Origin of the sequence: Blautia sp. BCRC 81119 (assembly GCF_003184505.1) — a bacterium.
In the GTDB taxonomy this organism is placed as follows: Bacteria; Bacillota; Clostridia; order Lachnospirales; family Lachnospiraceae; genus Blautia_A; species Blautia_A fusiformis.
The window spans coordinates 138,796-151,703 of sequence record NZ_QJHD01000004.1 but is presented as its reverse complement, the minus strand read 5'-3'; the positions used below and the strand labels follow the sequence as shown (position 1 = coordinate 151,703).

The window sequence follows — 12,908 nt, the reverse complement described above, 5'->3', positions numbered from 1 at the left end:
TGGTTTCCATAAAATCTGCGATATTTGGTGGTTTGCGCCGGAAAGTGTTGAAATTGTGCGGTTTTACGATGAAAAACTGTTTGATTTTATGTAAAATTCACAGTATAATTCAGTCATAAACGAGTATGATTTTAGAGAAACGGGATGCAGAGAAATGGACATAGAGATACGGGAATTTATTACATATTTACATAATAGAAAAAGGACGTCACATAATACAGAAGTATCTTACCAGAGAGACCTGAAGAAGATGGCAGTGTATTTTGCAGATCGTGGGATCTATGATATCCGAGATGTAGGAGAACTGGAGCTGGAAGGCTATCTCAGCTATATGGAGAGAGGACAGTTCGCTTCCTCAACGATCTCCAGAAATGTAGCATCTATCCGTGCCTTGTTTCAGTATCTTTATCAGGAGAACAGGATCGAGAGGGATCCGTCTCTGGAACTGAAGCCGCCCAAGGTTGAGAAGCGGATGCCGGAGATCCTTACTGTGGATGAGGTAGACCGCCTTTTGAAACAGCCGGATCTGAATACACCGAAGGGAATCCGGGATAGTGCCATGCTGGAGCTTTTGTATGCTACAGGAATGCGCGTCAGTGAACTTTTGCGGCTGAACCTGGAGGATCTCAATCTGCGGCTTGGTTATGTAGTCTGTCACGATGAGGATAAGGAACGGGTGATCCCGATAGGAAATGTATGCAAAACAGCCATGGAGAAATATCTGAAGGAAGCCCGTGGAAAATTTGTGAAAGAAAATGAGACGGAGAGTCTTTTTACCAACTGTTCAGGAAAATCCATGAGCAGACAGGGATTCTGGAAGGTTCTCAAGGGATATGCAGAGGAAGCCGGGATCCAGCATGATATCACGCCGCATACACTGAGACATTCTTTTGCCGCACATATGCTGCAGAATGGAGCGGACGTGAAGAGTGTGCAGGAAATGCTTGGACATTCGGATATTTCCACCACACAGGTCTATCTGAATTTTGGCGTTGCGAAAATGCGAGACGTATATATGAAAGCACATCCGAGGCATTGATCTGTAAGAAATAATATAAAAAACGCGTTCAAAAAAGAACCGGCAGCTTCCAAAATGGAAGAATGCCGGTTCTTTTTTTTGAACATAAAGTGTAAAAGGATCACAAATATCCGTTTCCTGAACTGCAGATCAGACAGATCTTAGCAATTTTCAGCAATCGTGTAAAGCAGCTTCTCAGACTCATCCCAACCAAGGCAGGCATCTGTGATGGATTTTCCGTAGATGTGATCTCCACCGATCTTCTGGTTGCCTGGCTCGATATAGCTCTCGATCATGAGACCTTTTACCATGGAGTGAAGCTCAGGATCTACCTGACGGCTGTGAAGAACCTCACTTGCGATACGAACCTGCTGCTCGTAATGCTTGTTGGAGTTGGAGTGGTTGGTATCCACGATCACTGCCGGGTTGGCAAGGTTCTTTGCATGGTATTTGTCATAGAGAAGACGAAGATCCTCGTAATGGTAGTTCGGGATCGCTTCCCCATGCTTGTTTACTGCACCGCGAAGGATTGCGTGAGAGAGTGGGTTGCCGGTGGTCTCAACCTCCCAGCTTCTGTAAATAAAACGATGAGCGCCCTGTGCTGCAACAATGGAGTTCAGCATAACGCTGTAGTCACCACTGGTAGGGTTCTTCATACCAGCCGGAACATCCATGCCGCTGACAGTGAGTCTGTGCTGCTGATCTTCAACAGAACGTGCGCCTACAGCAACGTAGGAAAGCAGATCAGAGAGATAACGGTAGTTCTCCGGGTAAAGCATCTCATCTGCACAGGTGAAGCCACTTTCGCGGATAGCACGCATGTGCATCTTGCGGATCGCGATCAGTCCGGCAAGAAGGTTCGGTTTTTTCTCAGGATCCGGCTGATGGACCATTCCCTTGTATCCTTCACCGGTCGTACGTGGTTTGTTTGTGTAAACACGCGGGATGATAAGGACTTTATCCTCGATCTTTTCCTGAACTTTGCGAAGTCTTAAAAGATAATCGCATACGGCATCTTCGTTATCTGCAGAACATGGTCCGATGATAGCGAGGAATTTATCGGATTTTCCGGTGAAAACGTCGCGAATCTCAGCATCGCGTTTCTCCTTGAGCGCCTGAAGTTCAGCATCGAGCGGATACTGATTGCGGATTTCCTCAGGAGTTGGCAGTTTTTTTATGAATTCAAAACTCATAGTACTTTATTCCTCCATAACTATAGACATTTCGATTATTTATTATAAACGATTATTGGCCGATTGTCGATAGGGAAATTTTAGCGCTTTCACGTGTAGAAGAGTAAGCAGCAGCTCACCCAGAAAAATTCCATAAAAATAGCCTCGGATCCCTGTTGCCGGAATTATAAAAACAACGGAGAAAATGCGGATGAGAATGCTGGCAATACTGTGGATCAGACAGAGCCCCGGTTTTCCAAGTCCCTGCAGGATGCTGGTGAGCATGGTGTTTGTATAAAGAAAAGGACAGATAAAAGACAGATACCGTATGTAGGTTCCGGCAGTCTGGCTGTGAAAAAGCAATGTTCCGAGGAATGGGCCAAAAAGAAAGAATCCGCTTCCGCATAGAAATCCCAGGAACATGCACAGAAAAAAGGTCTGATCTGTGACACGGCGGATCTGCTTCTGCTTTCCCAGTGCATCAAGCTGTGCGATGGAAGGCATCAGCATTACAGCGGCGGAAGACGTAAGTGTGGAAGGAAACAGGAGCAGGGGCAGTGCCATTCCTGTAAAGATCCCATAGATCTTCAGTGAGTCTGAGGCTGTCATGCCGGAACGCAGAAGCATCTGTGGGATCAGGACCGCTTCTATGCTGCCGAGAAGTGTCAGAAGGATCCTGTTCAGGGAAATGGGAAAAGACAGTGTGAAAAGGTCCTTTATCAGCGGAAAGATCCTGACGGGAGTCTTTTCGTGTACAGGGTGATTTCCGAAATGAAAGGAAACTACCAGCAGCGACACCAGCGAAGCGGCAGTCTCTCCGGCAAGGGAACCTCCCGCTGCAATCAATGCAGTGATCGGACGTCCTTCGGAAAGAAAGATCAGATACAGGATATAGGTAGTGCCGATCCGTGCAGACTGCTCCGAAAGCTGCACGGCTGCCGGAACAGAGGCTTTTTTCCGGGCATAATAATAGCTGTTAATGCAGGAATGAATGGCACAGAGAGGAATACTGACAGCTGTTATGCGAAGAAGACCGGCAGTCTGCGGTGTTTTCAGAATTGCGGAAGCAAAAAAATATGCGTGCTGAAAAAGCAGAAAACCGGCTGCAGCAGAAAAAAAGACAGCCATAAGTGTTCCTGTGACCAGCGAAAAACGTGCCTCCTTTTTCTCCTGAAGGGCAAGTCTGGACGCGATCAGTCGGGAAAGGGCAGACTGGATCCCTGTATAGGATAAAGCGGCCATAAGTCCCTGGAGAGGAAGAACCAGCTGATACAAACCAAGACCTTCCGCACCAATGGCATGGGAGAGGAATATTCTATAAAAGAAACCTGCGATACGGCTGATAAGGCCTGTGCAGGCAAGAATCAGGGTTCCTTTGAGAAATATTTTTTTTGACATGGATAACCTTGAGTCTTTTTTGTCAGTATATGAAGAAGTTAGTCTTGACAGAACCATATGTTTCTGATAGAGTAAACATGAAATCCGAGGAAAACACTGGGAATTGAAAAAAAGAGGTGAGCGGATGAAACTGTCAACAAGAGCAAAATACGGACTTAAGGCTTTGATAGACCTTGGTCTTTACAGTGAAAAAGAAGCGGTCTCGCTTCAGAGTATTGCGGGCCGTCAGAATATATCAGTCAGCTATCTGGAGCAGCTGATGGCACTTTTGAAGAAAGCGGGCCTTGTGAAGAGTGTCCGCGGTGCAGCCGGAGGATATTTCCTTGGAAGACCGGCAGAAGAGATTTCAGTGGGAGATATCCTTCGTGTCCTGGAGGGTGGCCTGGAGGCTGCAACATGTCCGGGAACAGAAGGTGACGGTGGCTGCCAAGGTTCTGATCTCTGCGTGGCTAAATTAGTGTGGAAGAGGATCAACGACAGCATCACAGATGCAGTGGATACCCTGATGCTCAGTGAGCTGATCGAAGAAAGCCGGAGAATACACGAAAAATAATTATCCTGAACAGGAGGAAAAGAAAATGGGAAAAATGATATATCTGGACAATGCGGCTACCACAAAGACCGCACCGGAAGTTGTGGAGGCTATGCTGCCGTATTTTACAGAGTTTTATGGAAATGCTTCAACCGTTTATGATTTTGCGGCAAACAGCAAGGCTGCCATCGCAAAGGCAAGACAGCAGATCGCAGATGTGATCGGAGCCAAAAAAGAGGAGATCTATTTTACTGCAGGTGGTTCCGAGTCTGATAACTGGGCTCTGAAAGCGACCTTTGAGGCATATAAAAATAAAGGAAACCATATCATCACAACAAAGATCGAGCATCATGCCATCCTTCATACCTGCGAGTACCTTGAAAAAGAGCGTGGTGCCAAGGTCACATACCTGGATGTAGATGAGAATGGTTTCATTGACCTGGATGAGCTTCAGAAAGCCATTACACCGGAGACCATCCTGATCTCTGTTATGGCTGCAAACAATGAGATTGGTACTCTTGAGCCGCTGAAAGAAATCGGACAGATTGCACATGAGCATGGAATCCTGTTCCATACAGACGCTGTTCAGGCATTCGGCCAGATCCCGATCAATGTAGATGAGTTCAATATTGATATGCTCAGCTCCAGCGGACATAAGATCAACGGACCGAAGGGAATCGGCTTCCTCTATATCCGTAAGGGTGTTAAGATCCGCTCCTTCGTACATGGCGGAGCACAGGAGAGAAAACGTCGTGCAGGTACAGAGAACGTTCCTGGTATCGTAGGATACGGTCTTGCAGCAGAGCGTGCAAACAAGTCCATGAAAGAGCGTACTGCAAAAGAAATCGAGATCAGAGATCATATGATCAGCAGGATCCTCACAGAGATCCCGTACGTACGTCTCAATGGAGATAAAGTAAAACGTCTTCCGAACAACGTAAATGTAAGCATCCAGTTCATCGAGGGAGAGTCACTTCTTCTGATGCTTGATAATTTCGGAATCTGTGCATCCAGCGGTTCCGCATGTACATCCGGTTCTCTGGATCCGTCACACGTTCTGTTAGCTATCGGTCTTCCTCATGAGATCGCACACGGATCTCTCCGTATGACCTTAAGCGAGGAGACAACTATGGAGGATGTTGATTTTGTAGTAGATAAGCTGAAAGATATTACTGCAAACTTAAGAAGCATGTCTCCATTATATGAAGATTTTATTAAAAAGCAGAAAAAATAATAAAAATACTTGCCAGGAGGAAAAAATAATGTATAGTGAAAAAGTAATGGATCATTTTCAGCATCCACGTAATGTCGGTGAGATCGAGAACGCAAGTGGCGTGGGTACTGTAGGAAATGCAAAATGCGGTGATATTATGAGAATATTCCTTGATATCGATGACGAAACTCATATTATCAAAGACTGCAAATTTAAAACATTTGGATGCGGTGCAGCAGTTGCAACAAGCAGCATGGCAACAGAACTTGTAATGGGCAAGACCATTGAGGAAGCTATGGAAGTAACCAACAAGGCCGTTATGGAGGCTCTGGACGGACTTCCGCCGGTAAAGATCCACTGTTCCCTGCTTGCTGAGGAAGCAATTCATGCAGCTCTCTGGGATTATGCAGAGAAACATCACATTAAGATCGAGGGTCTTTCCAAACCGAAGTCTGATATCCACGAGGGTGAAGAGGATACAGAAGAGGAGTATTGATTCCTTTTATTTACGATCATAACCGGGGCATGAGCAAGCTTCAGTTGAACAGAACCGTAAGCCATTGAAAGGACAGGTAAGTAAGAAGCATGACAGGACTTACGAACGAAGAAGTTCAGGAAAGAATTGCGCAGGGCCAGGTAAATAATAACGAAAACCCCAACACCAGGACATATAAGCAGATCATTCTGGAGAATACGTTGACATTCTTCAATTTTCTGAACCTGGTGCTGCTGGTTCTCGTACTGCTGGTTGGTTCCTACAAAAACTCCATGTTTGTAGGAATCATTTTTATTAATACCGTGATCGGGATCATTCAGGAGGTCCGTGCCAAGAAGACGATTGACAAGCTGGCCATCCTGACAGAATCCAAGACGGTTGTTCTGCGTGAAGGAAAAAAATGGAAAATTTCTACAGAGAAGCTGGTTGTCGATGATCTGATATTCCTGAAGGCCGGAGAACAGGTTCCGGCAGATGCGAAGATCCTGGAGGGAAGCCTTGAGGTCAATGAATCTCTGCTTACCGGTGAGGCAGACAATCTTCCGAAGAATCCGGGAGATGAGCTTTTTTCCGGAAGCTTTGTGACGGCGGGACAGGCCTGCTGCCAGATCATCCATGTGGGAAGTGACAACTATGCGTCAAGGATCACCAGCGAGGCCAAGGAATTCAAACGCCATAATTCAGAGCTTAGAAATTCCCTGAATGCCATTCTAAAGGTGATCAGTATCATTATCGTACCAATGGGTGCGATGCTTTTTTATAAACAGTATTATTTTGTGGGAGACAATATCCGGGATTCTGTTGTCAATATGGTTGCAGCGGTCCTGGGAATGATCCCGGAGGGACTGGTCCTTCTTACCAGTGTGGCACTGACTCTGGGTGCGCTGAAGCTTGCCCAGAAGAAGACGCTGGTGCAGGAGTTGTACTGTATAGAAACTCTTGCACGCGTGGATACGCTCTGCCTGGATAAGACAGGAACTATCACAGAGGGTACCATGTGTGTGGAGGCGGTGGAGAGCTATCCGCCGGTGTATGATGAGATTTCAGAGAAAATATCCGGGAAAGATCCTGAATCCGGCGAAGGTGACAGCGATGGAACTGAGAGTTCTGCGACTTCTGCAGTTTCAGCAACAGATGCGATCGCAAAGGAGGATGGAAGCGCGAATCTCGTATTACAGGAAAAGTCAGAAGCTGACCCGGAGAAACATAGTCAGGAAGATCCGGAGAAGATCCGGGAGATCGAGCATATCATGGGAAATCTGCTTTCTGTGCTGAAGGATCAGAATGCCACTGCCGATGCACTCAGGGCGAGATTTAAAGTATCTCAGGATATGGAGCTGGATCATGTGATCCCATTTTCTTCTGACAGGAAGTACAGCGGAGCTGCATTTACAGATACAGGTACTTATCTGATGGGTGCAGCGCAGTTTCTTTTTCCGGAAGGGAACCCGGAGTTGATGGAGTATTGTGGCAGATTTGCAGAGGAAGGTCTTCGTGTGCTGGTTCTTGCCCATAGTGTAAATGTGAGTGAGGGAGCGGAGCTTCCGGAGGGACTGGAACCTGTCGGACTTTTGCTTATTACCGATGTGATCCGTGCAGAGGCACCGGATACGCTGGCATATTTCGAAAGTCAGGGTGTTGATCTGAAAGTGATCTCCGGTGATGATCCGGTGACGGTTTCTGCAATTGCCAGACGTGCTGGCCTTAAAAATGCAGAGCATTATATAGATGCGACAACGATCACAACTCAGGAACAGATGGACGAGGCAGTTGCAGAATATAGTGTGTTCGGGCGTGTAACACCTCAGCAGAAACAGGCAATGGTGAAGTCTTTGCAGGCTCAGAAGCATACGGTTGCCATGACCGGTGATGGTGTCAATGATGTTCTGGCGCTTAAAGAGGCGGACTGCAGTATTGCCATGGCTGAGGGCAGTGATGCTGCCAAGAATATTGCCAATGTGGTATTGCTGGATTCTAATTTTGCAGCAATGCCGGAAATTGTGAATCAGGGACGCCGGGTTGTAAATAATATCCGTACTGCGGCATCTATGTTTCTGATCAAAACGATTTTTTCCGTGCTGCTGTCACTGATCACGATCTTCTTCGGGGATTCCTATCCCTTTGAGCCGATCCAGATGTCTCTGATCAGTGCCTGCGCTGTTGGTATTCCTACATTCCTTCTGGCACAGGAGAATAATTATGAGAAGATCGACCATACATTTTTGCGTCATGTATTTATGAATGCATTTCCGGCTGCTGTGACCATCACGGGCTGTGTGTTCAGTGTGATGCTGGTATGCCAGAATGTATACCATTCCAATGCTATGCTGAATACAGCCTGTGTGCTTGTAACAGGATGGAATTATATGGCGGCACTTAAGACAGTTTACGCACCTCTGAATAAGTATCGAAAGGTGATCATTTACAGTATGCAGGTGATCTTTTTCGGTGCGGCGGTGGTTCTGCAGAATCTTCTGACACTGGGATCGCTGGAATTCGGAATGATCATTCTGGTGTTCCTTCTGATGACATTTTCTCCGATCCTGATCGATGTGATCACGGCCTGGCTCAGAAATATTTACAGTCGTTCGCTGGATAGTGGGGAACAGGGGAAATTTGCTGCATTTATTGATAAGCTGAGAAAATAATAATATGAGAAATAAAAAAGGACACTGCCCGTTGAAAATGGCAGTGTCCTTTTTTGCAAATAAACTGTGAAGCAGTTATCCAGTTATCCGGTGCAGAGCTGTGTAGAGAATGCAGATTGTGGATATCCGCCTGACAAAGCTATTATTTCGTGTGCATAAGCCAGATAAATCCGAAGGCCGGGATTTCTACAGCCTGTGCGTCTCTCTGAACTCCTGTGAGAAGATCTGTGTAGGTACCGTCCTGTTCGTTGATCCAGGCTACCTTATCCTGGTCGCTGAAGTTGTAGATGCAGATCAGCTTTTCTTCGGAGGTTTCTCTTACCAGGGCAAGGAGAGCTTTTTCCCAGGTTTCCAGTGTATGTGCAGAAACTTCAGGTGCAAATACCGGATGGCTGGCACGGATGGATTCCAGCTGCTCAAGGCTGTTGAAAATGCGTCCCTGGATCGTTTCGGCATCGGCTCTGTTCCGGGCAAGTGCCCAGTTGAAACGTCCATTGTGGAGCCAGCGAGGATCAGCTGCTTTGGAAATGTCTGTTTTATAGGTATAGTCATTCAGCTGTCCGACCTCGTCACCGCTTCGAAGTACCGGAATTCCGGGGAGGGAAAGAAGCAATGCATGAAGTGCTACGTCATAGCGGATTCCCCGGCTGACACCCTCCATATTTCCTTCATAATCAAAACGCTCGATTCCTGCAAGAGATGCGGTTGTTCCGCAGAGCTCAGATTCCTCGGTTTCCGGATTTACATAAATTTCACCCCGGGCAAAGGAATCAGGGAAAATACCTGCCAGGAATTCATTCAGATAATCTCTGTGAGGCCCTTCTGTGATAAAGCTTCCTTTCAGGAAATCATAGTCCAGATTCCAGCGTACCGTGTTGCGGTTACGGAGGTAATTCTGGAATACCGGTGCCTGCGGAAGGTCTGCAGCTCTGTCGATTCCCCGGCGGAGAAGGGCAGTGTCCTTTGTAGCAACGGTATGCCAGAGATCGGACATCAGCTGGGTGCTGTTTACAATGTGAAGTTCCGGCATATCGGAAGTTCCGCCAAATGCAGCAGCCTCTGCAGGTGGGCGGTCTGTTTCACCAAGGAGAAGAATTCCGGGGCATACGATCTCACACACCATTCGGGTCATACGCAGCAGAGAGTGAAGCTTCCAGAGATTTTCTTCCGGTATCATCGGAAGGACACCAAGGCTGAATATAGAAGCACCTTCATTTGCAAGCTCCAGGATCTGAAGAAGCATTGCATTGAAATAAGCTGGAGTCTGGAGCACGCATGGCGCACCGGACTGTGGGTCATCCACAGAAAGACTTAACGGGATCTCAAGAGCCAGGCGGATACCTGCTTTCCTACAGTTAGCTGCAAGTGTATGCAGATCTTCGGAGGTTCCAATCTCCGGGATAATGCGAAGGGAGCAGTTGGAGGTTGCCTGGAAAAGATCTGTCAGGTACAGAGTGTCTGCTTTGCATTCACTGATATAGTCCAGTTTATCGGACAGCCCGGAAAGAGTATCTGCGAAGTCAGCAGGATTTACAGCCATTCCGGTGAAAGTAGTCTTACGGAACCAATCAGGATCTGCAGCGCAGTTCTGGTCGGCTTCCTTCATGGAAAGAGAACGCTCACGGTAGATTTCTTTCATCTTTTTTGTGAGGCTTGAGAATGTGCCGGTAACTTCCGGGTGATCGCGGAACAGTTCGCAGTAAAGCCATTTCAGATCATTGTAGTAGTGTTTCAGACGTTTCTCGTAGAGGGCATCGTAAGCTGTGTCCTCCTTGGAAGTTTCGACTTTCAGAGGCTCGGTCTTGGAAGTAGTAACTTTCGCCGGCTCAGTCTTGGAAGTCTCGACCTTGATCGGTTCGGTCTTGGAAGTCTCGACTTTGATCGGTTCAGTTTTGGAAGTTTCGACTTTAAGCGTTTCCTTCTTTACGGTTTCAAGTTTTTTCACTTCGGCTTTAGCATTTTCAACAGATTTGGCAGCACTGGAACTGGTGCCGGTAGCAGAGGTATTTTTTTTCAGTTGCTTTTCTTTTTTTGCCTGCATGGCAGCTTTCTTTTTCTGGAGTCTTTTTGTTGACATATAGAGTTCCTCCTTAGATAAAATGATATTTTCGGTATAAAAATGTAAACTCTCTCACCGGAGAGAGAAACAGAGCTACAGCTTATGAAAAACAGGACGGCGGTTTTTAAATACAGCATAATAGGAAAAACCACATTCACGGAGAACATCAGCCGCCTTGTCAAAGGCATAGCCGATCTTATCCGGAGTATGGGCATCTGCACCGATGGTGATGATCTCACCGCCAAGCTCACGGTAACGTCGGATAATATTGACACATGGATTCGGTTCACCAAGCCCGTAGTGATAACCGCCTGTGTTCAGCTCGATTCCCACATTTTTGCGGATCAATGTCCGCAGGATCTCGTCCAGGATCTCCTTATATCGTCCGTAAGAATACTGACGGTTCTGATTTGGACCATAACGTACTACATAGTCGATATGTCCGTACACATCCATCTCGTCAAAAGCAGCGATATTTTCCAGGATGGATTCAAAATATTCCATGTAGCATGCGGATTCCTTACGGCCCTCAAAATAAGAAGGATAATAAGGATCGTATCCGTGCACCACATGGGAGGAACCAATAACGAAATCAAAGGGAACTTCTTTCAGAAGATCGGAAAAAGATTCTGCAAGCTGAGGCTGAAGTCCAAGCTCGATCCCGAAGTTAACCTGAATCTGGTCTTTAAAAGCATCCGCAAGACTCTCAAGTTTCTGACGGTATGCAGGGATGTTCAGGGAAAAATCAAGATTTTCCGGAGTATCGGGATAATCCGGATCAAAATGTTCAGTAAAACAGATTCCCGTGAGACCCTGGTCTGCGGCAGTCTGGATCATTTCTTCCATCGGTGTATCGGAATCTGCGGAAAAAGAGGAGTGCATATGGCAGTCCCATAAAATTTTCTGGTCCATTTTGTACCTCCATATTCAAGCCTTTATATTCTGTGACAATGATCGTATCTGCCTGTTATGAATCCGGGAAAGTCAAACTCCCAGCGGGAATATAGATATCCGTTTTGGGAATCAGCAGGACAGAACTTTCTATCAGAGAATTATAGCACATTTTTCAGAAATTTTCTTAATATTTATTTTAATGTTCTTTTTTATAAATAGCTCTTGAATTTTTGTTTGGAATTAGGTACAATATGAAACAGGTTGATGTTTCTTTAACAAAGGAACGATTTAAATCACCATTCAATTCATAGGAGGAATTTATCATGGCAGTAAAAGTTGCAATTAATGGTTTTGGACGTATCGGTCGTCTTGCATTCCGTCAGATGTTTGGAGCAGAAGGATTTGAGATCGTAGCAATCAACGATCTTACATCTCCTAAGATGCTTGCTCACTTATTAAAATATGATTCTACACAGGGAAGATATGCTCTTGCTGATAAAGTAACAGCAGGCGAGGATTCCATCACAGTAGACGGAAAAGAGATCAAAATCTATGCTAAGGCTAACGCTGCAGAGCTTCCATGGGGAGAGATCGGTGTAGACGTAGTTCTTGAGTGCACAGGTTTCTACACATCCAAAGACAAAGCTCAGGCTCATATCGATGCAGGTGCTAAGCACGTAGTTATTTCCGCTCCGGCTGGAAACGACCTTAAGACAATCGTTTACAACGTAAACCATCAGGGTCTTACAAACGAGGACAAGATCATCTCCGCAGCTTCCTGTACAACAAACTGCCTTGCACCAATGGCTAAGGCTCTTAACGATCTTGCACCGATCAAATCCGGTATCATGTGCACAATCCACGCTTACACAGGCGATCAGATGACACTTGACGGACCGCAGAGAAAAGGCGATCTGAGAAGATCCCGTGCAGCTGCAGTTAACATCGTTCCGAACAGCACAGGTGCTGCTAAAGCTATCGGACTTGTTATCCCAGAGCTTAACGGCAAACTTATCGGTTCTGCACAGCGTGTACCTACCCCAACAGGTTCTACAACAATCCTTACAGCAGTAGTTGAAGGAAACGTTACTAAAGAGCAGATCAACGCAGCTATGAAAGCAGCTTCCAATGAGTCCTTCGGATACAACGAGGATGAGATCGTATCCAGCGATATCGTTGGTATGAGATTTGGTTCCCTCTTCGATGCTACTCAGACAATGGTACTTCCACTTGAGAATGGCACAACAGAGGTTCAGGTAGTTTCCTGGTATGACAACGAGAACTCCTACACAAGCCAGATGGTTCGTACAATCAAGCACTTCGGAAAACTTCTGAACGCTTAATTTTCTGCGAACGGGTGTAGAAGAATAGACTCAGAAAGGGTCCGGTCTGAAGAGGACCGGGCCCTTTTTTTCCAAAAGACCAAACAAAAAAATGTCTGAGGAATGACTGTTAACAGAGCGGACAACAATACCGCT

10 protein-coding genes are annotated in these 12,908 nt (G+C 46.2%); 6 read left to right on the top strand and 4 right to left on the bottom strand.

Going from position 1 to position 12,908, the window contains the following annotated elements; translation table 11 throughout:
- Positions 1-154 precede the first annotated feature (154 nt).
- Positions 155-1,039, top strand: coding sequence for a site-specific tyrosine recombinase XerD (xerD, locus tag DMI82_RS03855; RefSeq protein WP_015526990.1), 885 nt, complete (start codon positions 155-157; stop codon positions 1,037-1,039).
- Positions 1,040-1,179: 140 nt separating this feature from the next.
- On the opposite strand, the gene DMI82_RS03850 is transcribed toward xerD, so the two are convergent.
- A complete protein-coding gene (locus DMI82_RS03850) occupies positions 1,180-2,211 on the bottom strand; it encodes a 3-deoxy-7-phosphoheptulonate synthase (protein ID WP_015526991.1) in 1,032 nt (343 codons plus the stop codon).
- Positions 2,212-2,253: 42 nt separating this feature from the next.
- The gene (locus tag DMI82_RS03845; RefSeq protein WP_110102524.1) at positions 2,254-3,588 is read right to left on the bottom strand and encodes a polysaccharide biosynthesis protein; all 1,335 of its coding nucleotides are present in this window, start codon (positions 3,586-3,588) and stop codon (positions 2,254-2,256) included.
- 124 nt (positions 3,589-3,712) lie between these two features.
- On the opposite strand from DMI82_RS03845, the gene DMI82_RS03840 reads away from it, so the two are divergent.
- From DMI82_RS03840 to DMI82_RS03825, 4 genes are all read left to right on the top strand, one after another.
- Positions 3,713-4,141 (top strand): RrF2 family transcriptional regulator, encoded by a 429-nt coding sequence (locus DMI82_RS03840; RefSeq protein ID WP_015526993.1) that lies wholly within the window; start codon positions 3,713-3,715, stop codon positions 4,139-4,141.
- A gap of 25 nt (positions 4,142-4,166) precedes the next feature.
- Entirely contained in the window at positions 4,167-5,354 is a 1,188-nt protein-coding gene (gene nifS / locus DMI82_RS03835; protein ID WP_021650819.1) for a cysteine desulfurase NifS, read from the top strand.
- A 28-nt stretch (positions 5,355-5,382) separates the two neighbouring features.
- Positions 5,383-5,829 carry a Fe-S cluster assembly scaffold protein NifU gene (gene nifU, locus DMI82_RS03830; RefSeq protein WP_015526995.1) on the top strand — a complete coding sequence of 149 codons (447 nt, stop codon included), beginning with the start codon at positions 5,383-5,385 and terminating at the stop codon, positions 5,827-5,829.
- A gap of 89 nt (positions 5,830-5,918) precedes the next feature.
- On the top strand, positions 5,919-8,477 hold the full coding sequence (locus DMI82_RS03825; RefSeq protein ID WP_110102523.1) for an HAD-IC family P-type ATPase: 2,559 nt from the start codon (positions 5,919-5,921) through the stop codon (positions 8,475-8,477).
- Between the two features lie 142 nt (positions 8,478-8,619).
- On the opposite strand, the gene DMI82_RS03820 is transcribed toward DMI82_RS03825, so the two are convergent.
- Together DMI82_RS03820 and DMI82_RS03815 are read right to left on the bottom strand one after the other, a co-directional pair.
- Complete coding sequence (locus tag DMI82_RS03820; protein WP_110102522.1) at positions 8,620-10,554, bottom strand: alpha-amylase family glycosyl hydrolase; 1,935 nt, start codon at positions 10,552-10,554, stop codon at positions 8,620-8,622.
- A gap of 75 nt (positions 10,555-10,629) precedes the next feature.
- Positions 10,630-11,448, bottom strand: coding sequence for a histidinol-phosphatase HisJ family protein (locus DMI82_RS03815; RefSeq protein WP_022426901.1), 819 nt, complete (start codon positions 11,446-11,448; stop codon positions 10,630-10,632).
- A 305-nt stretch (positions 11,449-11,753) separates the two neighbouring features.
- Between DMI82_RS03815 and gap the strand changes: the two genes are divergently transcribed.
- Entirely contained in the window at positions 11,754-12,773 is a 1,020-nt protein-coding gene (gap, locus tag DMI82_RS03810; RefSeq protein WP_021652276.1) for a type I glyceraldehyde-3-phosphate dehydrogenase, read from the top strand.
- Positions 12,774-12,908 lie beyond the last annotated feature (135 nt).